At 72.5% G+C, this 26,319-nt stretch carries 24 protein-coding genes; 13 read left to right on the forward strand and 11 right to left on the reverse strand.

All coding sequences use genetic code 11. The features are described 5' to 3' along the window. Positions 1-263: 263 nt before the first annotated feature. Together ABZ990_RS00625 and ABZ990_RS00630 are read left to right on the forward strand one after the other, a co-directional pair. On the forward strand, positions 264-1,208 hold the full coding sequence (locus tag ABZ990_RS00625) for a GNAT family N-acyltransferase (protein WP_361223007.1): 945 nt from the start codon (positions 264-266) through the stop codon (positions 1,206-1,208). After that, entirely contained in the window at positions 1,205-2,428 is a 1,224-nt protein-coding gene (locus tag ABZ990_RS00630) for a lysophospholipid acyltransferase family protein (protein WP_361223010.1), read from the forward strand. Before ABZ990_RS00625 ends, ABZ990_RS00630 begins: the two co-directional genes overlap by 4 nt. Here the strand turns inward: ABZ990_RS00630 and egtD are convergent. Genes egtD through egtA form a run of 4 tightly spaced genes read right to left on the reverse strand, consistent with a single transcriptional unit; the run spans position 2,323 to position 6,660 of the window. Next, positions 2,323-3,288, reverse strand: coding sequence for an L-histidine N(alpha)-methyltransferase (egtD, locus tag ABZ990_RS00635; protein ID WP_361223013.1), 966 nt, complete (start codon positions 3,286-3,288; stop codon positions 2,323-2,325). The two genes, ABZ990_RS00630 and egtD, sit on opposite strands and share 106 nt — an antisense overlap. Then, the gene (egtC, locus tag ABZ990_RS00640) at positions 3,285-4,037 is read right to left on the reverse strand and encodes an ergothioneine biosynthesis protein EgtC (protein WP_361223016.1); all 753 of its coding nucleotides are present in this window, start codon (positions 4,035-4,037) and stop codon (positions 3,285-3,287) included. The genes egtD and egtC overlap by 4 nt, the downstream gene beginning before the upstream one ends. Continuing rightward, positions 4,037-5,395, reverse strand: coding sequence for an ergothioneine biosynthesis protein EgtB (gene egtB / locus ABZ990_RS00645; protein WP_361223019.1), 1,359 nt, complete (start codon positions 5,393-5,395; stop codon positions 4,037-4,039). Before egtB ends, egtC begins: the two co-directional genes overlap by 1 nt. Then, positions 5,392-6,660 carry an ergothioneine biosynthesis glutamate--cysteine ligase EgtA gene (gene egtA, locus ABZ990_RS00650; RefSeq protein ID WP_361223021.1) on the reverse strand — a complete coding sequence of 423 codons (1,269 nt, stop codon included), beginning with the start codon at positions 6,658-6,660 and terminating at the stop codon, positions 5,392-5,394. The genes egtB and egtA overlap by 4 nt, the downstream gene beginning before the upstream one ends. A gap of 129 nt (positions 6,661-6,789) precedes the next feature. Here egtA and ABZ990_RS00655 point away from each other — a divergent pair, with 129 nt between their 5' ends. The 3 genes from ABZ990_RS00655 (at position 6,790) to ABZ990_RS00665 (ending at position 9,040) form a co-directional block, all read left to right on the forward strand. Further along, a complete protein-coding gene (locus ABZ990_RS00655) occupies positions 6,790-7,635 on the forward strand; it encodes a TIGR02452 family protein (protein ID WP_361223024.1) in 846 nt (281 codons plus the stop codon). A gap of 209 nt (positions 7,636-7,844) precedes the next feature. Then, positions 7,845-8,048 carry a hypothetical protein gene (locus tag ABZ990_RS00660; RefSeq protein ID WP_361223027.1) on the forward strand — a complete coding sequence of 68 codons (204 nt, stop codon included), beginning with the start codon at positions 7,845-7,847 and terminating at the stop codon, positions 8,046-8,048. Positions 8,049-8,389: 341 nt separating this feature from the next. Continuing rightward, positions 8,390-9,040 (forward strand): glycerophosphodiester phosphodiesterase family protein, encoded by a 651-nt coding sequence (locus ABZ990_RS00665; RefSeq protein ID WP_361223672.1) that lies wholly within the window; start codon positions 8,390-8,392, stop codon positions 9,038-9,040. Between the two features lie 167 nt (positions 9,041-9,207). On the opposite strand, the gene ABZ990_RS00670 is transcribed toward ABZ990_RS00665, so the two are convergent. Next, complete coding sequence (locus tag ABZ990_RS00670) at positions 9,208-10,623, reverse strand: SPFH domain-containing protein (protein WP_361223030.1); 1,416 nt, start codon at positions 10,621-10,623, stop codon at positions 9,208-9,210. An 83-nt stretch (positions 10,624-10,706) separates the two neighbouring features. Then, on the reverse strand, positions 10,707-10,925 hold the full coding sequence (locus ABZ990_RS00675) for a hypothetical protein (protein WP_361223033.1): 219 nt from the start codon (positions 10,923-10,925) through the stop codon (positions 10,707-10,709). Between the two features lie 239 nt (positions 10,926-11,164). Between ABZ990_RS00675 and ABZ990_RS00680 the strand changes: the two genes are divergently transcribed. Next, complete coding sequence (locus ABZ990_RS00680; RefSeq protein WP_361223036.1) at positions 11,165-11,485, forward strand: hypothetical protein; 321 nt, start codon at positions 11,165-11,167, stop codon at positions 11,483-11,485. A 178-nt stretch (positions 11,486-11,663) separates the two neighbouring features. Continuing rightward, positions 11,664-12,848 (forward strand): thiolase family protein, encoded by a 1,185-nt coding sequence (locus ABZ990_RS00685; protein ID WP_361223038.1) that lies wholly within the window; start codon positions 11,664-11,666, stop codon positions 12,846-12,848. Between the two features lie 270 nt (positions 12,849-13,118). Here the strand turns inward: ABZ990_RS00685 and trxA are convergent, their stop codons facing one another. Next, positions 13,119-13,499, reverse strand: coding sequence for a thioredoxin (trxA, locus tag ABZ990_RS00690; protein ID WP_361223041.1), 381 nt, complete (start codon positions 13,497-13,499; stop codon positions 13,119-13,121). A gap of 204 nt (positions 13,500-13,703) precedes the next feature. Between trxA and ABZ990_RS00695 the strand changes: the two genes are divergently transcribed. Then, positions 13,704-15,179 carry an NAD(P)/FAD-dependent oxidoreductase gene (locus tag ABZ990_RS00695; RefSeq protein ID WP_361223044.1) on the forward strand — a complete coding sequence of 492 codons (1,476 nt, stop codon included), beginning with the start codon at positions 13,704-13,706 and terminating at the stop codon, positions 15,177-15,179. Between the two features lie 75 nt (positions 15,180-15,254). Further along, positions 15,255-16,175 carry a hypothetical protein gene (locus ABZ990_RS00700; protein WP_361223046.1) on the forward strand — a complete coding sequence of 307 codons (921 nt, stop codon included), beginning with the start codon at positions 15,255-15,257 and terminating at the stop codon, positions 16,173-16,175. 217 nt (positions 16,176-16,392) lie between these two features. Here ABZ990_RS00700 and ABZ990_RS00705 read toward each other — a convergent pair whose 3' ends face one another. After that, a complete protein-coding gene (locus ABZ990_RS00705) occupies positions 16,393-16,740 on the reverse strand; it encodes a tetratricopeptide repeat protein (RefSeq protein ID WP_361223049.1) in 348 nt (115 codons plus the stop codon). Positions 16,741-16,882: 142 nt separating this feature from the next. Between ABZ990_RS00705 and ABZ990_RS00710 the strand changes: the two genes are divergently transcribed. From ABZ990_RS00710 to ABZ990_RS00720, 3 genes are all read left to right on the forward strand, one after another. Beyond that, positions 16,883-17,848, forward strand: coding sequence for a pirin family protein (locus ABZ990_RS00710; protein WP_361223052.1), 966 nt, complete (start codon positions 16,883-16,885; stop codon positions 17,846-17,848). A 1,434-nt stretch (positions 17,849-19,282) separates the two neighbouring features. After that, a complete protein-coding gene (locus ABZ990_RS00715; protein WP_361223054.1) occupies positions 19,283-19,525 on the forward strand; it encodes a hypothetical protein in 243 nt (80 codons plus the stop codon). An 11-nt stretch (positions 19,526-19,536) separates the two neighbouring features. After that, the gene (locus ABZ990_RS00720) at positions 19,537-20,160 is read left to right on the forward strand and encodes a hypothetical protein (RefSeq protein WP_361223056.1); all 624 of its coding nucleotides are present in this window, start codon (positions 19,537-19,539) and stop codon (positions 20,158-20,160) included. A gap of 725 nt (positions 20,161-20,885) precedes the next feature. Here ABZ990_RS00720 and ABZ990_RS00725 read toward each other — a convergent pair. From ABZ990_RS00725 to ABZ990_RS00735, 3 genes are all read right to left on the reverse strand, one after another. Further along, positions 20,886-21,374, reverse strand: a complete 489-nt coding sequence (locus ABZ990_RS00725) for a hypothetical protein (RefSeq protein ID WP_361223059.1) — start codon at positions 21,372-21,374, stop codon at positions 20,886-20,888. Positions 21,375-21,880: 506 nt separating this feature from the next. Further along, a complete protein-coding gene (locus ABZ990_RS00730) occupies positions 21,881-22,363 on the reverse strand; it encodes a hypothetical protein (protein ID WP_361223062.1) in 483 nt (160 codons plus the stop codon). 63 nt (positions 22,364-22,426) lie between these two features. After that, on the reverse strand, positions 22,427-23,896 hold the full coding sequence (locus ABZ990_RS00735; RefSeq protein ID WP_361223064.1) for an acyl-CoA dehydrogenase family protein: 1,470 nt from the start codon (positions 23,894-23,896) through the stop codon (positions 22,427-22,429). Positions 23,897-24,404: 508 nt separating this feature from the next. Here ABZ990_RS00735 and ABZ990_RS00740 point away from each other — a divergent pair. Beyond that, positions 24,405-26,258 carry a protein kinase gene (locus ABZ990_RS00740; RefSeq protein ID WP_361223067.1) on the forward strand — a complete coding sequence of 618 codons (1,854 nt, stop codon included), beginning with the start codon at positions 24,405-24,407 and terminating at the stop codon, positions 26,256-26,258. Positions 26,259-26,319 lie beyond the last annotated feature (61 nt).

The raw sequence follows: 26,319 nt of genomic DNA on the forward strand, positions 1-26,319 counted from the left end.
CCCGCGCCCCCGCGCCCGCTCGCGGACCGCCTCTCGCCTCTCCCCGCGCCGCTCCGCCCCTCGCTCGCCCCCGCGGCGCTCGGGCGGCTCTTCCCGCCCCCGTTCACCACCCGGCGCACACCGCGCCCACCATTCAGCGCCTCCACACCCACCGGCTCCCGGACCGTCACATCGAATCCAGCCGGTGGCGGAAGAAACGAGGGACCGGGCCGCCGTTCGTACGGCCCGGTCCCCGTCCCTTCCGTACCGCCGGAGGAGCCGACATGGCCGCCGTACCCCTCTTCCAGCCGCCCGTCGCCGCCACATCCACACCCACAGCCGCGACCACACCCACGCCCACAACCGCACCCACGCCCACAACCGCACCCACGCCCACACCCGCATCCGCAGCCACGGCCGCACCGGACCGGAGCGGGCAGGCGCCCGCGCCGCGGTCCGGGCAGGTCCCGGCTCCGCAGCCCGGCGAGGCACCCGTCCCCCGGTACGTCGTCGGGCTCGCCCGCGACCAGGAGGACGTCCGGGCCGCCCAGCGGCTGCGCCACCTCGTCTTCGCCGGCGAACTGGGTGCCCGCCTCGACGGCCCCGAGCCCGGTCTCGACGGCGACGCCTTCGACGCCTACTGCGACCACCTCCTCGTCCGCGAGGAGGAGACGGGCGAGGTCGTCGGCACCTACCGGCTGCTGCCGCCGGAGCGGGCCGCCGTCGCCGGACGGCTGTACGCGGAGGGCGAGTTCGACCTGACCCGGCTCGCCCCGGTCCGGCCCGATCTCGTCGAGGTCGGCCGCTCCTGCGTCCACCCCGCCCACCGCAACGGCGCCGTCATCGCCCTCGTCTGGGCCGGGCTCGCCCGCTACATGACCCGTACGGGCCACGAGTGGCTGGCCGGCTGCTGCTCCGTCCCGCTCGCCGACGGCGGTGCCCTCGCCGCCGCGACCTGGGAGACCGTCAAGTCCCGCCATCTCGCGCCCGAGGAGTACTGGGTCACCCCGCGCCGGCTGTGGACCCCCGCCGCCGGCCTCGCGCCCGCCGCCGCGCGCCCGGCCCTGCCGCCGCTGCTGCGCGGCTACCTCCGGCTCGGCGCCTGGGTGTGCGGCGCGCCCGCGCACGACCCGGAGTTCGGGGTGGCCGACCTCTACGTCCTGCTCTCGATGCGCCGCGCCAACCCCCGCTACCTGCGGCACTTCCTCTCCCTCGCCCCGGGCCGGTGACCACCACCCGGCGCACCCCGTCCGCGCCACCCGCACCGCACACCCCGCCCGCACCGCGAGCACGGCCCGTACGGCTGCCCGCGCCGCCGGCGGCCGGTCCGTCACCGTGGCTGCCGACGTCCCCCTGCACCCCGGGCCGGTGCGCCGCCCACCCCGGCCTGCCTGCCGACCTGTCCGCCGATCCGTCCGCCGCCCCTTCCACCGACCCTTCCACCCATCCGTCCGCCGGCCCGTCTCCCGGGCGGGCCGCCGCCAGTGGACCCACCGCCGCGTTCCGGCTCGCCGCCGGACTCGGCACGGCGCTCCTCGGGGTGCTGCTCGCCCCGTTCGCGGCGCCGCTGCCCCCGGCCGGACGGCGGCTGCTCGTCCGGGTGTGGTGCCGGGGCGTGCTGGGGGCGTTCGGCGTACGGGTCCGGGTCACCGGCCGCCCCGTGCCCCGCTCCGGTCCGCTCCTCGTCGTCGCGAACCATGTCTCCTGGCTGGACGTCCCGCTGGTCGCCGCCGTGCTGCCGGGCAGGATGCTGGCCAAGCGCGAGGTGCGGGACTGGCCCGTGTTCGGCCCGCTCGCGGCCCTCGGCGGCACCCTGTTCGTGGACCGCGAGCGGATCCGGGCCCTGCCCGGCACGGTCGACGCGCTCGGCCGGATCCTGGTCGGCGGCGGCCGGGCGGTCGCGTTCCCCGAAGGCACCACCTGGTGCGGGCGTGCCCACGGCGAGTTCCGGCCCGCCGTCTTCCAGGCCGCACGGGACACGGGAACCGACGTCCTGCCGATACGGCTCGTCTACACGCCCGTCGGGACCGCCGCGTACGTCGGGGCGGACACCCTGGGCGCGTCGCTGTGGCGGGTCGTGCGGGCCCGGCGGCTCGTCGCGGAGATACGGATACGGGAGCCGATACCGGCCTCCCGCTGCCCCGACCGCCGAACCCTGGCGCGCGCCGCCCGGACCGCTGTCACCGACGAGCCCACCGAGCCCGCCGAGCGCCACAAGCTTTGCCGGCCCCACGAGCCCCACGAGCCCCACGAGCCCTACGGGCGCGTCGAGCCCGCCGGACGCCCCGATCCCCGGACGCCCGGCGAGCCCGCCGGCCCGTTCGCTCGGCTCGCCCCGTCCGCTCAGTCCACCATCGCCAAGGACAGCGCGAACCGGCCCGCCTCGTCCGTCCACCAGTGCGCCAACGAGAGCCCAGACGAGGCCAGTTCGGCGCGGACGCCGTCCTGACGGAACTTCGCCGAGATCTCCGTCCGCAGCTCCTCACCGGCCCCGAACGGCACCGCCAGGTTCAGCTCCGGGATCTTCACCGTCAGCGCGTGACGCGCCCGCAGCCGCATCTCGATCCACTCGTGCTCCGGGTCCCACAGGGCCACGTGGTCGAAGTCCTCCGGTCGGGCGTCCGCCCCCAACTCCCTGGCAATAACGGCGAGTACGTTCTTGTTGAACGCCGCCGTCACCCCCGCCGCGTCGTCGTACGCCGCGACGAGCGTGGCCTCGTCCTTCACCAGGTCCGTGCCGAGCAACAGTGCGTCACCGGGCGTCAGCATCCCGCGGACGGCGCGCAGGAAGTCCTGGCGCTCCCCGGGCAGTAGATTGCCGATGGTGCCGCCGAGGAACGCCACGAGCCGCGGCCCCGGGGTGTCCGGCAGCGCGAGCCCGCTCGTGAAGTCCGCGACCAGGGCGTGCACTCGCAGGTCCGGCCGCTCCGCGAGCAGCGCCCGGCCCGCCCCCTTCAGTGCCGACTCGCTCACGTCCACCGGTACGTAGGCGGCGAGGTCCGGCAGCAGCGCGTCGATCAGATGGCGGGTCTTCTCCGAGGAGCCGGAGCCCAGTTCCACCAGGGTGCGGGCTCCGGTGGCCGCGGCGATGTCCGCCGAGCGGGCGATCAGAATCTCCCGCTCGGCGCGGGTCGGGTAGTACTCGGGCAGCCGGGTGATCTCGTCGAACAGCTCGCTGCCGCGCGCGTCGTAGAACCACTTCGGCGGCAGTTCCTTCGGGGTACGGGTCAGGCCGTGCCGTACGTCGGCGCGCAGCGCGGCGCCCGCGGCGTTCTCGGCGAGGGTGCGGGTCAGCTGGAACGGGCTCACGGGGAGGGCTCCTCGAGGGGGCTGAGGACGACATCGGAGCGGGACGCGGTGAGGACCGTCCGGTCCGGTACCGCCGTCCAGCGCGGATCGTCGTCGTAGGGTTCGGAGGCCACGACCGTGCGGCCGGGCCCGGTGAGATACGAGAGCGAGTCCCCCCAGGCCGTCGCCGCCATCGTGACGCCGTCGGTCAGCAGCAGATTGAGCCGGGCCCCGGGCACCGCCTCGGCCACCTCCCGTACGACGCCGGCGAGCGCCGGTCCCGGTGCCTCGCCGGCCCGCAGCCGGTGCAGCACCAGGGCCCAGATCAGGGCCGAGTCGGTGCGGGCCTCCAGGGCGAGCAGTTCCGTCGCCGACAGGGTCGCCGCGACCGGATCGAGCCCTCCGGGCCAGCCCGGTACGACCCCGTTGTGGCTGAACAGCCAGCGGTCCGCGGTGAACGGCGCCGCCGCGGCCTCCCCGTCCGCGCCCGGCAGGGTGGCCCCGCGCACCGCGGCGAGCAGGGCCCCGGTCCGGGTCACCCGGGCCAGATCGGCGAAGCCGAGGTCGCCCCAGACCGGCCCGGCCCGCCGGTAGCGGGCCGGCACCGGATCGTCCGGCGCGTACCAGCCGACACCAAAGCCGTCCGCGTTGACCGTGCCGCTCGCCTGGGTGAGCGGATTCCAGGACTGGCGCTCAAGGGAGCGCGGAGGGTCGAGGAGAAGTTCCCGGATGGCCAACGGCTCGCCTATGAAGGCGAGATGACGGCACATCAGGCGAGCTCCGCGTCGCGTGCGGTCCGGAAGCCGGAGAAGATCTGCCGGCGCACCGGCAGGTCCCAGTTGCGGAAGGTGCCCCGGCACGCCACCGGATCGACGGCGAAGGACCCGCCGCGCAGCACCTTGTGGCCCGGTCCGAAGAAGACCTCCGAGTACTCCTTGTACGGGAAGGCCCGAAAGCCCGGGTAGGCCAGGAAGTCGCTCGACGTCCACTCCCACACGTCGCCGATCAGCTGCCGTACACCGAGCGGCGAGGAGCCCTCCGGGTAGCTGCCGGCCGGCGCCGGACCCAGGTGCCGCTGGGCCAGATTGGCGTGCCCGGGGCCGGGGTCGGCGTCCCCCCACGGGTAGCGCCGTGAGCGGCCGGTCGCCGGGTCGTGCCGGGCCGCCTTCTCCCACTCGGCCTCGGTCGGCAGCCGCCGCCCCGCCCAGCGCGCGTACGCGTCCGCCTCGTACCAGCTCACATGCAGGACGGGCTCGTCCTCGGCGACCGGCCCGGTCGCCCCGAACCGGCGGCGCAGCCACCGGTCACCGCTCTCGTGCCGCCAGAACAGCGGCGCCTCGATGCCGTGCCGGCGGATCTGCGTCCAGCCCTCCGGGTGCCACCACCGCTCGTCGTGATAGCCGCCGTCGGCCATGAAGGACAGATAGGCGCCGTTGGTGACCGGTACGGTGTCGATGAAGAACGGCGCCACCATCCGGGTATGCGCGGGGCGCTCGTTGTCCAGCGCCCAGGGCTCGTCGGACGTACCCATGGTGAACGGACCGCCCGGCACCAGGACTTCGCGTTCCAGCGGGCCGCTGCCCGAGGTCACGGGCGGTGGGGGAGCGGTCAGGGCCACCGGCCCCTCGCGCAGCTGATGGGTGATCAACATCGTTTCGTCGTGCTGCTGTTCGTGCTGCGCGATCATGCCGAAGGCGAACGCCGACGCGACCAGCGGCCCGGACCCCTCGATGGGGGCCCGGTCGAGCAGGTCCACGATCCTGCCGCGTACGTCCGCCGCGTACGCCCGCGCCTCGGCGGGCGCGAGCAGCGGCAGCGACGGACGGGTGGCGCGCGGATGCTCGAAGGCGTCGTACAGCGAGTCGATCTCGGGTCGCAGTGCTTCCTGCCCGCCGACGGCCCGCCACAGCCACTGCTCTTCCTGGTTGCCGATATGGGCCAGATCCCATACCAGTGGCGACATCAACGGCGAGTGCTGGGCGATGAGTTCATTGTCGTCCACGCACGAGGTGAGCAGCGCGGTGCGTTCCCGCGCGGCGATCAGCGCGGCCAGCGCCCGCCGTTTCGGGTCCTGCTCCGGCCGGGTGTCCCGTGCGTCCTCGGCTTCGTCCTCCGTGGGTGCGGTCATGACGCCATCTCCAGTGATTCGTCGGCGGGGCAGGCCCCGCGGGCCACGTACCGGTCGTGGAACGAGGCGACCGCACCGACCACGCCGGCCGTCGCGCCGATCCGGGGCAGGGCGTCCAGCGCGGAGCCGAAGAGGTCGAGCGCGGCGGCGTGCAGCGCCGGATGCCCGAGCCCGTCCCGCGCCGCCGTCCGCCACAGCGGATTGCGCGGGGCGGGGTCGCGGCCGGCGAGCGCCGCGAGCGGTGCCACCGCCCGTTCGGCCGACTCGGCGGCCACCGGATCGTCGAAGAGCGCCGTGGCCACCGCCACCGGGATCATCCAGCCGTCCGGTCCGGGCTGTGCGTCGATCATCCGCAACTCCAGGTGCCCGCGCGGCCGTACCGGCGGGAAGAGGGTCGTCATGTGATAGCGCAGGTCCTCGGCGTCGGCCGCGCGCGGCCGACCGGTGCGCAGCCACTCCCGGAAGGTCAGCCCCTCCGGAACGGCCCACGGACCGGCCGCCGACCGTACGCACATCACCGGGGTGTCCAGGACGTGCGCCGCCCACTCGCCGCGCGGATCCCCGTCGGCGGCCGGGGCCAGCGCCCGCGCCGGATCGAGGTCCGTCCACAGCGACTGCCGGGTCGACCGCCAGCCGGTCCGCCGGCCGCCGTGCACGGCGGAGTTGGCGAACACCGCCACCAGCACCGCGCCGAGCAGATGCGCCAGGCGCCAGCGCCGCCGGTAGTCCAGCGGACCCGGTGCGTCGACCCCGGCGTCGAGACAGACCTGCACGGACGCCGACTCGCGCATCATGGTCCGTCCGGCGGGCCCGACACGGTCGAAGACCCGCTCCATGGCGTCGTAACGCGGTTCGCGCAGCACTCGCGCGCGCGGCGTGCGCCAGGGATCGACCCCGTAGCCGCCGAGGCCGAGTCCGAACGGGGCGAGTGCCGACCGTACCGCCACGAGATCGGCGGCGAGCGAGTCCAGACACTCCATCAGAGAGGCGGCGGGCAGCGAGCTGAGCTCCAGCTGTCCCCCGGGTTCGAACGTGAGGGCCGCCGTCAACGGGACGGCCCGTAGAGCGTCGATCGCCGCAGCCAGCCGGCCGGGCGAAACGGAGAGACGGGGATCACGCAGGTCGTGGACGAGCCATTCCAGCTCCGCCCCGACCGTACGGGGCGGCCCCGTCTTGAAACAGATACATCGCAGCAGATCCTCGGCGCCGTCCTCGGTGAGGGGAGGACCGCCCCGAGGTGCGCCGGACGACGACGGTGTCGTCATCGCTTCACCTCCTGGGAAAGCGCTGATTCCACCTAAAGCCACGACCGCCGGGCCTGCAAGAGCGCATCCGGGGCGCTGACGGGAAAACGCTTTGCCCCCGTGCGCCCGAATCGATCATGCTTCCGGGGCATGAGCGCACGACTTCGCAATCTGGCCCGTGAAACCGAGGAGATCGTGGCGGCGGGCCGCTACACGGCGCCCGGCGGCCGGCCGGTCGATCTTGCCGGACAACTGGCCGAGGCCCTCGCCGGGACCCGGCTGTACGGCCCCGGACCGGTCGCCGTCACCCCGGCGACGGACCGTACGACCACCCTCCGGGTGACCGGGGAGAGCAGCCTCGCCGCCGCCCGCCGGCTGGTCGCCGCCGCGCCCGCGACGCCGGTCGCCGTCCTCAACTTCGCCTCCGCCCGCAATCCGGGCGGCGGTTACCTCAACGGAGCCCAGGCGCAGGAGGAAGCCCTGTGCCGCTGCTCGGCCCTGTACGCGACCCTGCTGCGCGCCCCCGAGTACTACGCGCACCATCGGGCCGAACGGGACGCCTTCTACACCGACCGGGTCATCCACTCGCCCGGTGTCCCCGTCTTCCGCGACGATCGCGGCACCCTGCTCGCGGAGCCCTTCACCGTCGGCTTCCTCACCTCGCCCGCGCCCAACGCGGGCGTGATCCGGCGCCGCACGCCCGACCAGGCCGGCCGCGTCCCGGCGGCCCTCGCCGCCCGCGCCGAACGCGTCCTGGAGACCGCCGCCGCGAACGGCTACCGCCGGCTCGTGCTGGGCGCCTGGGGCTGTGGCGTCTTCGCCAACGATCCGGCCGATGTCGCGCACGCCTTCCACGCTCTGCTCACCGGCTCCGGCCGGTTCGCGCGGCACTTCGACGAGATCGTCTTCGGGATTCTCGACCGCACGCGTGAGCGCGCCACGCTGGGGGCCTTCCGGCGGGTCTTCGACGGGAGCGGCGCGGGGGAGGGGGCCTGAGGGGGCGAGGTGGTCGATGGGGGTCATGAAGAAAGCGGAGACCGCGTAGGCCCCGCTGGACCGGTGGAGTGACAGAGCCGTCCGGGCCCGATCCCGGGTGCCGATCGGATGGGTGGCGTCGTCCCTCACCGCCTCCGAGCCGTCGGCCGGGCGCCGCTCCTCTGTCTGAAATGCGGCATTCCTCCCCTCGTGCCAGCCTGGAACGAGAAGTGACGACCACGGGAGGCATGATCGTGGGCAAGAAGCAGACCAGGGTCAACAAGGGCGCCCGCACCGGTGGGCATGAGCACCGGGCAGTCGCCGCAGGTCAGGAGCGGGAGACCACGCGGGAAGCCGCGAGGCCGGCCGACGAGCCGCGCCCGGTCATGGACGTACCGGCGCACCGCAAGGAACGGAAGTTCGGGCACAACTGAGACGAACACCGGACCGGCGTGCCGCCCGCGCGGCGGCACGGGGGATGATCGGTGCTTCGCACCATCGTTCTTCGGGGGAAGCAATGCGTATACCTCATACGGTGACCGCGGGGGCGGTCACCGTTCTGACCGTGGCCCTGGCCGCCGGGCTCACCGGCTGTGGCGCGTCCGCGCCCGCTGCCGGCCCGCACACCGGACGGGACGCTCCGGCTCCCGCTGCCAGGGCTACGGCCAAGGCCGCGGTGGGGGCCACGGCCGACCGGACCGGAGCGGATTCGAGGACGCGACCGGAGACGGGCCCGAAGGTCCCGAGCCCCTTCACCATCGGGCACCGCGGAGTCATGGTGACCGCGCCCGAGAACACGCTGCGCTCCTTCGTCGCGGCCGAGAAGGCGGGCCTGGACGAGGTCGAGCTGGACCTCCATCTGAGCAAGGACGGCGCGCTCGTCGTCATGCACGACCCCGATGTCGACCGCACGACGGACGGCACCGGGCCGATCGCCGGGAAGACCCTCGCGGAGCTGCGGCGCCTCGACGCGGGCGACGGCGAACGGGTTCCCGTCTTCGAGGAGGTCGTGGACGCCGTCAAGGTGCCGATCCAGGCCGAGATCAAGGACGTCCGCGCCGCTCAGGTCCTGGCGAAGGTGCTCAACGCCCGGCACCTGGCCGGGCGGGTGGAGGTGAGTTCCTTCCACGACGAGGCCCTGGCGAAGATCAACGCACTCGTACCGGGCGTGCGCACCGTCCTCATCGTCGCCCAGGACCAGAAGGACGTGGTGAAACGCGCGCGGGCGGTGGGCGCGACGGTGGTGGCGCTGTACATGGACCGGATCGCCCGGGAGACGGTCGAGCAGGCGCACGCGGCGCACATGGCCGTCATCGGCTGGGTGGTCGACGACCAGAAGGGGCTGCACCGGGCGCACACTCTGGGACTCGACGGTGTGACGACCAACCGGCCGGACGTCAAGTACGGCGCACACAAGGCGAGTTGAGCGGAGTGAGAGCGCGGGTCGACGGTGATCGGGCCGTCGTCGGCGGCGAATGAGTTCCGCGGCAGGTGAGTTCAAGGCTGCCGGGGTACGAGCCGGGGCCCGAGCCGCACGACGGCTCGGGCCCCGGATGGCGGGACGCCCGGCGCCCCGCGGCTCGCGCGCACCGGTCAGGCGTCGTCGCCGACCGTGATCTCCTCCCCGATCTTTGCCCCTTGGCCCTTCGCGGCCCCCTGGACCGCGTTGTCCGGCCGCGCGGCCGGGCTCATGTTCGCGAGCAACTGCCGGGCGAGACCGAGGCCGGTGCCGCCCATCGTGAGTGCCTTGGTGAACATCTCCGCCATCCCGTCCGCGCCGTTGAGCAGCACCATCTGATCGACGTTGCCGAAAGCCGAGGCGCCCGCCTCCACGATCTCCGGCCATTTCTCGGCGAGTTGCTGGGCGACCACGGCCTCCTGGTTCTCCGCGAGGGCCGCCGCCCGGGCCTTGATCGCCTCGGCCTCGGCCAGCCCCTTCGCCCGGGCCGCCTCGGCGACCGCGAGACCCTTGGCGTGAGCCGCGGCCGCCTCGGCCTCACCGGTCATCCGGGTGGCCGTCGCCATCGCCGCACTCGCCAGCTCGGTCTTCTTCGCCTCGGCCTCGGCGCCCAGGATGCGGGCGTCGCGCTCGGCGGCCGCCAGCGTCCGCTTCTCGTACGCCTTCGCGTCGGCCGGTTTGCGTACCTCCGCCTGGAGTTGCTGCTCCTTGCGGTGGGCCTCCAGTTCGGCGATCCGGGTCTCCTCGACCACGACCTCCTGGCGCGCCGCCGCGTCGGCCAGCGGGCCGGCCTGCCGGGCCTTCGCCCCGGCCCGGTCGCGTTCGGCCTGGTAGCCGGCCTGGAGGATCTCGCTGTCCCGGGTCGCCTCCGACATCCGCGCCGCGGCCTGCTGTTCGGCCTCGGTCGCCCGCCGGTTGGCCTCCGCCTGCGCGATCCGGGCGTCACGCTGGACGGCCGCCGCGTGCGGCGCCGCCAGGTTCTTGATGTAGCCGGTCGGGTCCTCGATCTCGTGGATCTGCAACGAGTCGACGATCAGGCCCAGTTTCTCCATCTCGGTGCCACAGGCCGAACGGGCCTGTCCGGTCAGCTTCTCCCGGTCCCGGATCATGTCCTCGACCGTCAACCCGCCGACGATGGCGCGGAGATGACCGGCGAAGACGATGTGCACCCGCTCCGACATCAGCTTCTGCTGGTCGAGGAAGCGGCGGGCGGCGTTGGCGATCGACACGTAGTCGTCGCCCACCTTGAAGATCACGACCCCCCGCACCTTCAGCGGGATGCCCTGGTGCGTGACGCATTCCACGGACAGCTGGGTCTCGTTGAGGTCGAGCGACAGTTTCCGCACCGCCTGGACGGCGGGCACTACGAGCGTGCCCCGTCCGGTGACGATCCGGAAGCCCATGCCGTCGCCGAGGCCCTCCGTCTTGTGGTTCGAACCGGAGATGATCAGCGCTTCGTTGGGTTCGGCGACGCGCCACATCAGTTTGAACAGAGCGATCAGAACGACGACGGCACCACCGATGGTGCCCGCCAGAATCCCGAGGCTCATGGGCAAGGTCCCCCTTCACCGGAGCCGTGCGGTTCCGGTGGAACGGAGTCTGCTCCTGCCGCGTCGCGCGCTCAATGGCTTGGTCAACTGTCGTACGCGGCTGTGACATAGACCGAACGCGGAGGCAGATGCTCCATGACCACGACGACCGTCCCGACCTCGATCCGGTCGCTTCCCGGAGCCGGATACGCGAGGAAGTGCTCGGCGCCGCCCCGGATCCTGACGATCACCTCGCCGACGAGGCCGGGACCGACAGTGCCGGTGACCCGGCCGAGCATTCCCACCATCGAAGCGTCGCCCATGCCCCCACCGTACGGCAGGGGCCGGACCGGGCGGCACGGACGGTATGGACCGCACGGACCGTACGGAAGACCTCAGGAGACCCTTCGCCCACCCCGCTCGGCCCCGCCCCGTCCCACCCCGTCTCGCGTCCCTCGGCTCTGCCCCGTCTCTCGCCTGTCGGCCCTGCCCGCCCCCGTCCCGCCCCGGCCCCGCGAGTCGAGCCGGGCGGCGGCCGCCCGACCGGCTTAGCGTCGGTCCCATGAGCACTCACGCCAAGCGCCCGCATCCCAGGGGCGCACACCCGCTGCGGTACGAGATCCTGCTGGTGCCCGAGCACGTCGAGGACCGCGGCGGCGCTTCCGTGGAGAACAGCGCCGTCCGTACGGCGGTGGTCGAGGGCACCGGCCACACCGGCGAATCCGGCTATCCGATCTACGAAGGCCACGGCGTGGTCGCCGACATCGACCCCCGTACCCGGACCGTGGAGGCGCTGCTCGTCGACGGGCGGGAGCTGGACTACGGCCTGACGGCGCTGGTCAGGGAGGTGGACCCGGGCGGGGCGGGGCGGCCGGGAGACTGACGGAACGAACGGTCGGGCGGGCGTTGACAGAACGAACGGTCGGGCGGAGACTCGGGCGCGGCGGGGACGAAGATCGTACGGTGCGACGCAGGCCGTGGATCGGGACATGCTCTCCCCGCCCGGCCGGTCCGGTGAGTCCGCCCGGCCGTCCGGACGAAGGCCAGCTGGGAGAGAACCGATGAGCATCCGCGACGTCTACATCGTCGACGCCGTCCGCACCCCGATCGGCAAGTTCGGCGGTGCGCTCTCCTCGGTCCGTCCCGACGATCTGGCCGCCCATGTCGTCCGGTCCCTCGTCCGGCGCACCCCCGACCTCGACCCGGCCCGGATCGACGACGTGTACTTCGGTGACGCCAACGGCGCCGGCGAGGACAACCGCGACGTGGCCCGGATGGCGGTCCTGCTCGCCGGGCTGCCCACCTCCGTCCCGGGCGTCACCGTCAACCGGCTGTGCGGTTCCGGCATGGAGGCGGTCATCCAGGCGGCCCGCGCCATCGCCGTCGGCGACGCCTCGGTGGCCATCGCGGGCGGCGTCGAGTCGATGTCCCGCGCCCCGTGGGTGCTGCAGAAGCCGGAGCGGGCCTTCCCGGCCGGGCACCAGCAGCTGCACTCCACGACCCTCGGCTGGCGCATGACCAACCCGCGGATGCCCGCCGAGTGGACCGTGCCGCTCGGCGAGGGTGCCGAACTCGTCGCCGACAAGCACGCCATCGGCCGCGAGGAGCAGGACGCCTTCGCCCTCGCCAGCCACCGCAAGGCCGCCGCGGCGTGGGCCGAGGGACTGTACGACGGGGAGGTCGTCCCGTACGACGGCGTCGAACTGCTCCGGGACGAGTGCATCCGCGACACCACCTCGCCGGAGGCCCTGGCCAAGCTCAAGCCCTCCTTCCGCCCCGACGGCACCGTCACCGCCGGCAACGCCTCCCCGCTCAACGACGGGGCGGCGGCCCTGCTGCTCGTCGACGAGGACGGACTGCGCGAGACCGGGCGCGAGCCGCTGGCCCGGATCCGGGCCAGTGCCGTCACGGGCGTCGAGCCGCAGCTCTTCGGGCTCGGCCCGGTGGAGGCGGTGCGCCGGGCCCTGGACAAGGCCGGGCGCGGCTTCGCGGACCTGACGACGGTCGAGCTCAACGAGGCTTTCGCGGCCCAGTCCCTCGGCTGTCTGGCCGAGTGGCCGGACCTGGACCCGGCCCTCGTCAACCCGCGCGGCGGCGCCATCGCGATCGGTCACCCGCTCGGCGCCTCGGGAGCCCGGATCACCGGCGCCGTCGCCCACCAGCTCGCGGCGGCCGGCTCGGGCACGGGCCTCGCCGCGCTCTGCATCGGCGTCGGTCAGGGTCTGGCCCTGGTCCTGGAGCGCTGAACCCGCGTCGGCGGAGAGCGGGTTCGTACGCAGGCGGAAGGTGTTTCGTACGCCGACCGTACGGTGTCGCGTGTGCCGACCGTACGGTGTCGCGTGTGCCGGCAGGGCAGTGCCGGGTGCGCCGGGGCGACGGCTCGCGCGGGCCGGCGGCGGGGCGGCGGTCCGTACGCCTCCCGCCGGGTGCCACGTACGGAACGAAGACGCGGAAGGGCGGCCCGGTTCTCCCGGGCCCCCTTCTTACTTCCGCGCGGGTCTCGTCCCGCGCGCGGGTCACTTCTCCTGCGAAGCCCCGGCCTGCTGCTCCGCGACGGACTTGCGGACCTCGTCCATGTCCAGCTTGCGGGCCTGGCCGATGACGTCCTCGAGCGCCGCCTCCGGCAGCGCGCCGGGCTGCGCGAAGATCGCCACCTTGTCCCGGACGATCATCAGGGTCGGGATCGAGCGGATCTCGAAGGCCGCCGCCAGCTCCTGCTGCGCCTCTGTGTCCACCTTGGCGAAGACCAGATCCTGGTGACGCTCCGAGGCCGCCTCGAAGACGGGACCGAACTGACGGCACGGACCGCACCAGGAAGCCCAGAAGTCGATCAGGACGAAATCGTTCTCGCTGACGATCTCGTCGAAGTTGTCCTTGGTGAGCTCAACCGTGCTCATGTTCCTGCCTTTCCTGGTGCAGCGTCGGGGTTACGCCGTTTTCCACCGTCCCTCGGGGGGACTCGTCACGCTCAACGGCGTAGCGGGCCGCTCTATTCCGCCCGGTCCCGAGCAGACTGTCCCCATGACCGGAGCCGCGGACCGCGCGGCGGGCACGGCGCGCGGAGCGGCCGGCAACGCGAGGATCGGGGAGAGCACGGACCGATGAACGAACACACATACGACCTGGTGGTCCTCGGCGCGGGGCCGGTCGGCGAGAACGTGGCCGACCGGGCCCGCGCCGCCGGGCTCAGCACGGCCCTCGTGGAGAGCGAGCTGGTCGGCGGCGAGTGCTCGTACTGGGCCTGCATGCCCAGCAAGGCGCTGCTCCGCCCCGCCATCGCCCGCTCCGAGGCGCTCCAGGTGCCGGGACTGCGCGGCAGGATCCTCGGCCCGCTCGACGCCCACGAGGTGCTCACCCACCGGGACGCGGTCGTCGGCGACTGGCGGGACGAGGGCCAGGCGGAGTGGGTGAAGTCCATCGGCGCCGAGCTCTTCCGCGGCCACGGCCGCCTGGACGGCCCGCGCCGCGTCGTCGTCCAGGGCACCGAGGGCGACCGCCACGTCCTGACCGCCCGGCACGCCGTCGCCGTCTGCACCGGCAGCCGCGCCGCCCTGCCCGATCTGCCCGGACTGGACGGGGCGCGGCCCTGGACCAGCCGGGAGGCGACCAGCTCCCGCAAGGTGCCCGACCGGCTGATCGTGGTCGGCGGCGGTGTGGTCGCGGCCGAGATGGCGACGGCCTGGCAGGCGCTGGGCGCCCGGGTGACCGTCCTGGTCCGGGGCGCCGGCCTGCTGCCCCGGATGGAGCCCTTCGTCGGCGAGTACGTCGCCGCGGCCCTCATCGAACGCGGCGCCGACGTCCGGACCGGCGTCACGGTCGCGGCGGTCGTACGGGACGGCAGCAGCGGACCGGTCACGGTCGTTCTGGACGACGGCGAGCAGGTCATGGGCGACGAGGTCCTCTTCGCGACCGGCCGGCTGCCCCGCACCGAGGACATCGGCCTGGAGACGGTCGGGCTGGAGCCCGGCGGCTGGCTCGACGTCGACGACAGCCTGCGCGTCACCGGCCACGACTGGCTGTACGCCGTGGGGGACGTCAACCACCGTGCCCTCCTCACCCACCAGGGCAAGTACCAGGCGCGGATCGCGGGCGCCGTCATCGCCGCCCGCGCGTCGGAGGGCGACGACACCGGGGTCGGGGCGGGAGCCGGGGCGGGGGCCGCCATCGCCGCCCCGTGGAGCCCGTACAGCGCGACCGCCGACCACGCGGCCGTGCCCCAGGTGGTGTTCACGGATCCCGAGGCGGGCGCCGTCGGGCTCTCGCTGGCCGAGGCGGAGGCGGCCGGGCGCCAGGTCCGGGCCGTCGACCTCGACCTCTCGGCGGTGGCCGGCGCCGGGCTGTACGGCCAGGACTACCGGGGGCACGCGCGGATGGTCGTCGACGTGGACCACGAGACCGTCCTCGGCGTCACCTTCGTGGGGCCCGGCACCGGCGAACTCGTCCACGCGGCCACCATCGCGGTCGTCGGCCAGGTGCCGATCGCCCGGCTCTGGCACGCGGTCCCGTCCTATCCGACGCTGAGCGAGATCTGGCTGCGTCTGCTGGAGGCGTACCGGGACGGGGCGGGCCGGCCGTGAGCCCGGGGGAGCGGTGAGGTGAGTCCGGGAAACGGGGCCGGGCCCGGGAACGGGGTCGGGCCCGGGCGGCCGGTGGTGAGCCCGGGGGAGCCGGCCGGTGGACGGGCCGGAGAACGGGGCGGAGAACGGGGCGGGAAACAGTCTGGAGAACGGCCCGGGGAACGGACGAACGCGTACGACGACGTCTGCGTCGAGTGCGGCGGCCCGGTTCCGGCCGGCACCGGGCTGCTGCGGCACGGTCCGAAGGGCTGGGAGGTCCATCACCCCGAGCACGCCCCCGCCCCCGGTCCGCCGCCGCGCGGCGACCACCCGGGCTGGCACCGGCGGCCCCTGCTGTCCCTGGACATCGGGGCCACCGGGCACCGCCCGGCCGTGGACCGGATCGTGTCGGCGGCGCTGCGGTCGAGCGAGGGGACAGCCCACGACTGGCGCGCGGAGGGCGGGTCCGGGGACGGCGGGTCGGGGGCGGGGGAGCCCCGGGAGGGCGTGCTGTCCCCGGCCGCGCTCGACGAACTCGCCGGCCTGGTGACCGCCCGGCTCGCCGCCGGGGAACTCCTCGTCGTCTGGTTCGCCCCGTACGTCCTCGCGACCCTGCACGCCGAACTTCTCCGCCACGGCCTGCCCCCGCTCACCGAACGCCTCCCGGCCGGCGTGGCCCCGGTCTGCGACCCGCTGGTCCTGGACCGGCACGCCGACCGTTTCCGGCCCGGCGGCCGTTCGCTGCCGGTCGTGGCCGACTGGTACGGCGTTCCGCTCGACCGCCCCGGCGACCCCGCGGCGGACGCGGCGGCGGCCCTGGCGCTCGCCCAGGAGATCGCGGCCCGCCACCCGCCGCTGGCCCGGCTCTCCCGCCCGGCGCTGCACGCCGAACAGCTTCTCTGGTACGCCGACCAGACCCGCCGCCACCCCGACGCGCCCGACTGGCCGTTCACCCCGGCGGCCCCGGAACCGTGGGAACCGCCGCCGCCGGATGGGCCGGGGAGCCGTACTTCCTGAAGGCCGAGGGCAGAGGGGGAGTGGGGCGAGGCGATCGGGGATCTTCTTCGGCCAGGTGGGGGCGCCCCCCCGTACCCCCTGCTCGCGCGTGCGCCGAGGGCGGGCCGGACGTACGGCCTCCACCCAGCCGAAAACGACCCTTGCCGGATACCCCTGAGGGCACCCGGCAAGGGTCGCTCCGAGTCACCCCACACTCACGCGGAGGGGACGGATCACGTCATTCCGGCAGCTCACCGGCCATGGCGGCGGCGAGCCGCAGGTGCGGGGTCGCCTCGTCGCTCCGGCCCTGCCGCTCCAGGGTGCGGCCGAGCATCAGACGGGCGTAGTGCTCGACGGGGTCGCGGTCGAGGATGACGCGCAGCTCCTCCTCGGCGCGGCCGAGCTGGGCGGAGTGGTAGTAGGCGCGGGCGAGCAGGAGGCGCTGGGCCGTCAGTTCGGGGTGCTCGGAGACCAGGCCCCGCAGGACGCGGATGGCCGTCTGGTACTCCTTCGCCTCGAAGAACAGCTGCGCGCGGTCCCAGCGGTCGGCCGCGGTGCCGAACTCGAAGTACGTCTCGTCGCTCACGGTGCCCTTGCCTCGTCTCTTCCGTTCTCCGGCGGTTCTTCCGCCGTCGGGCATGACAACACCCCGAGGTGGTTGAACATTCCATCAAAGTTCCGGTGCGGTCCACCCCGCCCCCCGACCCGGCCGGGAATAGGTTGAGCCCATGAGCAATCTTGATCGCCAGGCCGCCCTCCAGGTCTGCGGCGGCCGGGGCTTCGTGGTCGCCGAACCGGTACGGGAACTCCTCAGCCCCCGCCACGTCCAGCTCGGCGAATCCACCGAGGTCCGCCGACTGCTCCCCAACCTCGGCCGCCGCATGGTCGGCGCCTGGGCCTTCGTCGATCACTACGGCCCCGACGACATCGCCGACGAACCCGGCATGCAGGTCCCGCCGCACCCGCACATGGGACTGCAGACCGTCAGCTGGCTGCACGAGGGCGAGGTGCTGCACCGCGACTCGACCGGCGGCCTGCAGACCATCCGGCCGCGCGAACTGGGCCTGATGACCTCCGGCCGGGCGATCTCCCACTCCGAGGAGAGCCCCCGGCCGCACGCCCGCTTTCTGCACGGTGCCCAGCTCTGGGTCGCCCTCCCCGACGCCCACCGCCATGTCGAGCCGCACTTCGAGCACCACGCCGACCTCCCGAGGGTCACGGCCCCCGGCCTGACCGCCACGGTCATCCTCGGCGAACTCGCCGGCGCCGTCTCCCCGGGCACCACTTACACCCCGCTCACCGGAGCCGACCTCGCCCTCGCCGCCGGTACCGAGACCCGCCTGCCGCTCGACCCCGACTTCGAGTACGCGGTCCTCGCCATGTCCGGCGAGGCCCACGTCGACGACGTCCCCGTACAGCCCGGCTCCATGCTCTACCTGGGCTGCGGCCGCACCGAACTCCCGCTGCGCGCCGGCTCCGACGCGGGCTTGATGCTCCTGGGAGGCGAGCCGTTCGAGGAGGAGATCGTGATGTGGTGGAACTTCGTCGGCCGGTCCGGTGACGAGATCGCACAGGCACGCGACGACTGGGAGCAGGGTTCACGGTTCGGCGAGGTACACGGCTACGACGGCGCCCGCCTGTCCGCTCCGGAGCTGCCCGCCACCCCTCTGAAGCCGCGGGGTCGAGTGCGCTGACCTGCGGAAAGATGTAACGAGGCGGCGGCGACCCGGCTGACGACAGTCATGCCTGGAAACCTCATCCGCTGCCTGCTGCGCGCTGGGGAATCGGAGTCGGCCGGGCTCGGCAGCGGGGGTTGTCGAGCCTCATGTTCGGGAGTGTGTGACAGGGTTTAATCGGATCGATGCTGACCTTTTGTTGACTTTACTGACGACCTGTCAGTCGCGGATTCGGTCTGGTCGGCACATGAAACTGCGGATCCAGGTGAGCACCAGGCGGCGATATTCGTCGAGAGCGCCGCCCGGTGTGGTGACCCTGGTCACCACGTTGGATCACGCGTCGATCGTGTCCTTGGGCGGCGGTGAGGGGCGCCGGATCAGGGCACTTCGGGTGGGTGTGCGTTCGGCAGCACGTTCGTTGCTAAGGTCCGAACCAGGGTTCGCCCCGAGCCGGGGCGCCGGTGCCCGGCCGTGACGAGCGCGGGGTAAGCGCTTCGGCTGATTTGCGTGTGGCGACCCCGATGCACGGCGGGGACTGACGTGAACGCGATGGCGAGTGGGGCGGGCAGATTCTCCGGCAGCACGGCTGCCGCCGCCTTCCGGATCGATCCGCCCCACAGACCATCCGACACCATCCACAGAGGCCTCTTCCCCTTCCCCGTGACCCGCTCAACGAGCAACCGAGGAAGGAGGCATGGGTTCAATGATGCTTTCTGTTGGCTCCCTTTAAGCCCAGCGATCCGGCCGCGAAGTGAGGGCGGGGCGCTGTGTAGTAAGCGCGCCTCCGAGGCGTTCCCCAGAACGCGAAAACGCCTCGGTGACTCGTATGGCCAGCAAGCTCTCCCTGCTGGTATTTGCGCCTGGGCCTGCGGCAACAGGTCAGGCCATCTTTGTCGAGTAGAAACGGCCAGGGCGACCGCGGAATAGAGGGACTGGTAGAAAGCATGACGAAAACCCGCATGGCGCCTGATACTAGGATAATTCCGCCTCCCCGGAAGAAGACAGACTGCCCGTCGATGGAAAACGGCATGCCTTCCCCTGACTGTGCGATGTGCGTGGCCTAGGCCATGAGAAGGCGAGGGAGGGTTCTCGAACAGGTCTACACAGGCTCTCCCCGAGTATGGGCCGACGCCGTTCGTCGGGTGCGACAGGTAAGAGGGTCGCCCCTGAATTCTTCAGATTCAACGTCGAAGAGGCCCGGAAGGTGGGACACAAGTACCTCCTGCGAGCCGCGACTGTCGCTCGTAGAGACAGATACCGCTTGTGAGCTGCGGCAACATGGTGACGATGTTTCAACTGCATCTGGGACAAGACGGAACGCCCCTCCTACCGGCGCTGGACGTGACGAGATCGGTCACGAAACGATCGGCGGTGGTGTCGGATTTTCAGGCTCGGCAAGGCCGAGGAGATCGCACGCGACACCAGTCGAGTAGAAACGACTTGGAGGACAGCGTGAACCGCAACAAGAAGAACCCGCAGGACCTTTCCTGCGTCGAGGGGCAGAAGAGCCCCGTATCTCCCCTGCCCGTCACCCCCGCGATCGTCGTGATCGTGGTGATCGCTGTATTCATCAGCCTCATCGTCACCGGGATGCCGGTGGAGGCGGCGGGCATCACCGTCGGCACGGGCGGCCTGCTCGGTATCGAGCTGGTCCGCCGGCTGGTCCAGATGATCCCCCTCCGCCGCACCCTGTAAGGAGAACGGCGATGGGGCGCATCAAGGACGCCCCGGCTGACCAGAACCTGGACGCGCTGGCGAAGTGGCTCCGGCTGCTTCGCCAGCAGTCCGGGCTCTCCTACAGCCGGCTGGCACACACTGCTCACGACATGAACCTGCCCACATCCGTTGGCACCCTCTTCCGCGCCGACAAGGGACGGTCCCTGCCGGCCTGGAAGACGGTCGAGGCCTACGTGCGGTCCTGCGACGGATCCCTCTCCGTGGCACGGAAATTGTGGACCAAGGCGGCACGGGCCAAGGTCATCGTCCACGACGTCGAGGTCCGCCGCCGCAAGGCCCCGGCCGTCGCCTACATCAATGAGCCGGCCGAACTACTCATGGCCATGCTGGAACTGCGTCTGTCCGCAGGGCAGCCCACGCTCAGAGCCTTGAGCCAGAAGGCGACCCCGCCGGGAGGCGGCGGCAGCTTCCTTGCCCGCAGTACTCTGGGAAGCGTGCTCGCCGGAGACCGCGGGTGCACGGAGGAATTCCTCATCCACTTCGTGCGCGCCTGCGGAGAGACCAACGAGTCGACGGTGCAGGAATGGAGAAGGGCCTGGCATCGCGCCCATGGGTGTCAGGCCCTCGCCGAGGGGTACATGATCGCGTCGTAGAGACGCAGTGAGACGTCGAAGGCGGGTCCGCCCATCCGTGAGCGGACCCTGCCTCGGGCCGTCCCAGCGACAAGGCCGACTATGTCCGTACTGCTCGGTGCGCGCTTGGATCGCCTACCGCCCCCGGCTGGTCGTCGAACACGGCCCGCAGTGGGCCGGCCCGTCAACGCTGGCCAGGGCGGATCCATGTCCGCGGCCCTCATCTGCTGGGCCCCTCTGCAGTCGAACCACGAAGGGGCGACCCAGGCCCCGACCCGCTGGTGGGTCCACGGGCGGCTCGGCCGGTGCAACGTCCCAGTGGCGGCCATCGCGAATATGCGTCCCCTCACCCGAGGCCTGCCCTGAAGTTCACTGAGAGATTACATTCTCCGGCGTCTTTGCCATCGAAGCCGAGAGCCGCCGAAATTCCCGCGGTGGCTTCAGGATCCGAGAGCCGGAATCCGTCTTCGTCCACGAAGAAGTCCTGCGCAAGTGCCCCGGAAGCCTCACAGCCGCCGCACCACTTTCGCCCGGCATACGCGCGGGCCGGAAGGGGTGCGGCGGCTTCAGGGACGGGCCCATGACCGTTGCGCCTCGCGTGCGGCCGGTATCACGAGCTCGCAGGCGATCCGCTCCTCGCTGAGCGGCACGAACCGCCGCCGGTCCCGTACCCCGGCCGCCGCGACGCCCATGAGCCGCTTGGACGGCAACCGACGGTCGCACCGTGCCTGGCGGTCGGCCGTCGGCTAGTCGAGGTTCTCCGGCAGCAGGTCTCCCGCCACTCGGCGAAGCATCTGCACCCGCGCCGGGGTGGACTCCACCTCCTCCAGGAGCCAGTAGGTGAAGAGGGCGCTGTCCTTGGCCCGGCCGGAGAGTACCTCCTCGTACAGGCACCAGATTCCGCCCCGCACCACGTCCTTGCACGCCTCGGCGAGATCGTCGTCGTCCAGAACGACGAAGCCCCACAGCAGGTCCAGGAACCGGTGCCGGGCCTCCACGGAGAGGTCGGCTCCCGCCAGGCCGGCCATCAGGGCGCGGGCGACCGGCACGACAGTCTTGGTGCCCCAGGTCTCCTGGAAAACGTGGCCCTCGATGCCTAGCGGCTCGGTCTCCTCGCGCGTCCGCCCACGGGACATCCGCAGCAGGTCTTCAGGAACGTGTGCCGCGGACTTGCACCTGCGGCACGGGAGCCCGGACCAGTCGTAGAGCCCCAGCTCCATCTCCATGGCGTCCATTGCTTTCTCCCTCAATAGCCCTGTTCCTTCCAGATACCACCCGGTTCTCCTTCGGTACCCCGCTGGAACTGGAATGGAGACGGGTAGTCCAACTGGCAATCCCCGCACACGGGTTTCGGGGCAGCAACGGTGGTGCCGTCGGGGTGTTCTTCCGGGCTTGGTGCATCTCGGCGAGACGAGCCTTGGCCTTGTCCTGGGTGGCGAACCCGGCCTCCTCGGTCTGCCGTCCGGCCGCGTTGTGGTAGCGGATCTTGTACTCGTGCGGGCATCGTGGCCATCGGCTCTCGGGGTGCTCGCACTCCTTGAAGAAGCTGCCCATGCCGCGGACGAGGTTGATGGTGGCCATGGTTGGTGACTCCGGGGCGTCTTGCTGACCTTTTGCTGACTTTATTGACGGTCCGCCAGTCGGGGAATCGACCGCTTGGGCCGGGGCGTGAAGCTACGGAGCGTCTCGGCGAGAGGACGCGTATCGGCTCACGGCTGAGTGGAGGCGCGCCGACGGCGGCTCAGGAAAGGTCGGGCATCCCGCCCACCGAGTAGGTGTCGTAGATGTCGAGGAGGTCCTCCTCGGCGTCCAGCCACACCTCCAGCGGCATCCGGCAGACCACGGAGCTCAGCCGGGCCAGGGCGGCCAGTCCTGGCAGGCGGCCGGTTTCCTCCGCCGTCATGAGCCGGGCGTAGGGCCACTCGTCGGCCAGGACGCGCAGACAGTCCTGCCGGGCGTGGTTCCCGTCGGTGTCCGGACGGTCGTCCGTGACGTGCCAGAGTCCCTCCGTCGGGATGATCCGGCACGCGGCGACGAGCCGCCGTCGCTCGGCCGGGTCCAGGTCCAGCCAGGAGCCGGGAATGGTCAGATCGGCCAGGGCCGCCGCGGCCGTCTCCTCCGCCTCGGCCAGTCGCTCCGGAGTGAGGCCCAGTGCGGTCATCCCGTAAGGGGCCTCGCCGTGCCAGTCCAGGAGGCAGATCCGGCCCCGGGTTCCGGTGGTCATCTCTTTCTCCGTTTCATGAGCCGTGAGTGGTGCGCGGTGGTGGTACGGGTGAGGGGCCGGGGATCAGGTGTCGGCCCCGAGGCGGGCGAGGAGACCGAACTCCACGCGTACGCGCTCGATGTCGGCCTCCAGGAACGCGACCGCTCTGCGGACGGGGCCGGTGGCGGCGCCGGTCTCGGCGGCCCATTCGAGGACCCGGGCGGCGGCGAAGGCGTAGGCGATCACCCGGCCGGCCAGGACCAGGTGCTCCTGGGCGAGCGTGCCGTCGAGGAACCGCAGGTCGAGGCCGTACGCCGAGACGGCGGGCGCGGTCGGCTCCCAGCCGGCCAGGAAGGTGCCGAGGCCGCCGCCGGCCGAGCGGTCCAGGCAGTACTGGGCGAGCTGCTGGCTGAGCAGGTCGTTGGTGCCGTCGAAGATGGTGAAGACCCGGGAGTCCAGGAAGGCCTGGGCGGCGATGTTGGTCGGCGACCCGGACCGGTAGCCCTCGCCGCCGGTGAGCTGCTGGTAGTGGTTCGCGGCGCCGACCATCAGCTCGGTGGCCGCGATCTTGACGGCCTGGATGCCGGGGAACGCGGGGGCGAGGTCGGAGGTGAGGTCCAGCCGGGTCCGGACATGGTGGCCGAGCGCCGCGCAGACCGTGTGGGCGCCGTCGATGGCGTCGAGCCGGTAGCGGACGAACCCGATCGACGACAGCGGCCCGCGCCCCACGCGGCGTGTGTCGGCGTACGCGTGTGCCTCGTCGGCGATGCGGCGCAGGAAACCGCCCGACAGCGCCCCGATCAGGGCCCGCCCCGACAGATAGACGTCCACCATCGAGCTCAGGTTTCCCGCCCCGATGTCGATGCGCCGGTGCGCGGGCACGAACGCGTCGATGTCGTTGACCCCGTAGTCGATGACCTTCAGGCCCATGGCGTCGTACCGCTGCGACGTACGGAACCCGTCGCCGCGCTCGACGACGAACCACCCGTACTCGCGACCGCCCTCGCCGTCCCGCTTGGCGACGACCAGCCACCAGGACGCGGTGGCGCTCAGCGCCTGCCAGTGCTTGCGGCCGCGGATCCGGTAGCCGCCCTCGACCTTCTCGAAGGTGGTGGTCAGACCCGACATGGCGGAGCCGGCGGCGGGCTCGGTGGAGGCGAAGCCCGCCGTGGGTGCCAGCGGCCCGGCGAACAGGGGGAGGACCTCGCGCCTGGTCTCCTCCCCGGCCCACACCACGACGGGGCGCAGCGCCAGCCCGGTGACGATCGCCGTGTAGACGGCGACGGCCAGGTTCCGCTCGGCCAGGCTCTCGACGACCCGGCACATCTCGGCATGGCTGTCCCGGCCCCCGTACGCGGCGGGCAGCACCGGCAGCAGCACGCCCGCCCGGGTCAGCACGGCCCAGTCCTCGGCGGGCATCTGCCGCTGGGGGTAGGACGCCGCGTCGAAGTGCGCGGCGGCCTTCTCGACACCCGCGAGGAACTCTTCGGCGGGCAGAGCGGCGAGGGTCGCGAAGGGGGCGAGGGGCGAGTCGGCGCCCGCGGATCCGGTCATGTCTTCACCCGTTCATGGAAGGCCGCAGGAAGGCCGACTCGCCTGTGCGGAACCACTTCTGACGCTTCGCCGCGACCGGCCGGCGGCGCGGAGGTCGGTACGATGATCCTACGACCCGGCCTGCGGCGATCGGGGCGTCATCGGCGGCGGCCGGCGGAGCGTACCCGCGAACCGCGCCTTGGAGCAGTCGACTTCACGGCGATGCGCTGGTGACGACCCTCACGCGAAGCCGATCCCCGAGTGCGGGGATCCGCTGCCGGGCCAACCGCCCGCCGGGCCCGCTGATCAGGCAGTACATCCGGTCTGCGTGGTGCGTCCCGGTCTGGGGGACGAGGAAATACGGGGCCATCGAGGCGAGTCGGACCGTGCGCACTCGCATACGTGTGAACCCCCTAGTCTGGTTCTCGCCAAGTGGCGGATGTCGGACCGTGCGATGAAGGGGATGTGACACGTGGCGGGGGCGAACGGCGCGGATATGGTCGGCGAGGTTCTGGGCGGTCGGTACCGCGTGACCGCGATGATCGGCCGCGGTGGCATGGGCGTGGTCGCCCGCGCGGTGGACCAGTTGCTGAACCGCGAAGTCGCGGTGAAGGTGCTGCGCACCTACACCGACGCCGCCCCGGCCGAACTCGCCGAGCTGCGGCTGCGGATGCGGCGCGAAGCACAGGCGGCCGCCCGTATCCGGCACGGAGGTGTGGTCACCGTGCACGACGTGGTCGAGGAGCAGGGGCAGCCGGTCATCGTCATGGAACTGGTCGACGGGCCTTCCCTCGACGATGTGCTCACCGAGCGCGGCTCGCTGGATCCGCGCGAAGCGGCGGCGATCGGCGCCAAGTTGATGGACGCGCTCGACGCGGCGCACCGGGCCGGGGTCCTCCACCGGGACGTCAAGCCCGGCAACGTCCTGCTCGAACGCGGAGGCCGGGTCGTCCTCACCGACTTCGGCATCGCCAGCATGGAGACCACCGGCGACGAGGCCCTGGCCAAACTGACCCAGAGCGGCCAGATCTTCGGCTCCCTCGACTATCTGTCGCCCGAGCGGGCGCAGGGGCAGCCGCCCAGTGCGGCGTCGGACATCTGGGCGCTCGGCATGACGTTGTACGCGGCGGTGGAAGGCGCCGCGCCGTTCCGCCGTGCGTCGATGTGGTCCACGCTGGCGGCGATCATCAGCGACCCGCTGCCGGAGCCCCGCAACGCCGGGCCGCTCACCCCGGTGCTGTGGGCGCTGATGGCCAAGGACCCGGCGCAGCGGCCCGACGCCGGGCAGGCGCGCGAGATGCTGGAGACGGTCGCCAGGGGCGGGACGACGGCCCTCACGCCGCCCCGGCCGGTCGCGCCCCAGCAGGTCACCCCTCCCCAGGCCGCTTCTCAGCAGGCCGCTCCCCAGCAGGTCGTGCCCGAGGCGGTCGCTCCGCCGGCCTTCGGTCCGCCCGCCGCCACTCCGCCCGCGTTCGGTACGCCGGGATTCGGTCCCGCCGTCCCGCCGCTCGCCCCGTCTTCGCCGCAGTCCGCCGTTCCCCCGCTGCGGGCCGGTGCGTACGCGGCCCCCGTGCCGCCGGGCGGCGGACAGCCGGGCATGGGGCCCGTGGGACCGGTGGGACCGGTGGGACCGGTGGGACCGGTCGGAACCGATGGAACCGTCGGCGGATCCCACAGCCGCTCCGAGACCCGTGCCGCGACCGTGCGCACCCGCCGTCGGGGCCGCACGGTCGCCGCCGTGGCCGCCGCCACCGTCCTGACCTGCGGTGGAGTCACGTATGCCGTGATGAACATGCGGAACGACGAGGGCGGCGGGGCCGGTACGGCGCTTCCGCCGGGAGCGAGCACCCCTGCCGACGGCGACATGTCCGACACGGGCGGCCGGACCGACGGTGCCGGCGACGAGTCGGCCTCCCCGGGGGACCTGACGTCCATGAACCCCGGCGAGACGCCCTCCGCCACCCCCTCGAAGAAGGCGGAGAGTCCCGGGGCGAGTCCCACGCCGACGCCCGGCGCCGAAGACGCCAAGCCGACCGTACGTCCGTCCGCCTCCGCGGAGACGAAGCCCTCCTCCGCGGCGAAGGAGCCCGTGAAGGAACCCACCCCGGTGTCGACCGGATGCACCGGCTGGGCCCACGCGAACAGCAGCAACGGCACCGGCCATGTGACCCTCAACACCCATCTGTACACCGGGCCTTACGCGGAGTGCTCCTGGGTGACCGCGGTCAAGGTCGGCACGAAGCTCTCCTACGACTGCTACGTCATGAACGCCCACGCCAACAAGTGGATGTACGCCCGCGCCACGGAAACCGGTACGGCCGGCTGGGTGTTCGGCGACAAGTCCGCCGTGGACAGCGGCACGCTGGAGCGCTGCCCGGACTAATCCGGCGGGGAAGGCCGCGAGTTGGTCCGGTGGGGAAGGCCGTGATCGGGAGCCCTCCGTC

Origin of the sequence: Streptomyces sp. NPDC046203 (assembly GCF_040646255.1) — a bacterium.
Taxonomy (GTDB): Bacteria; Actinomycetota; Actinomycetes; order Streptomycetales; family Streptomycetaceae; genus Streptomyces.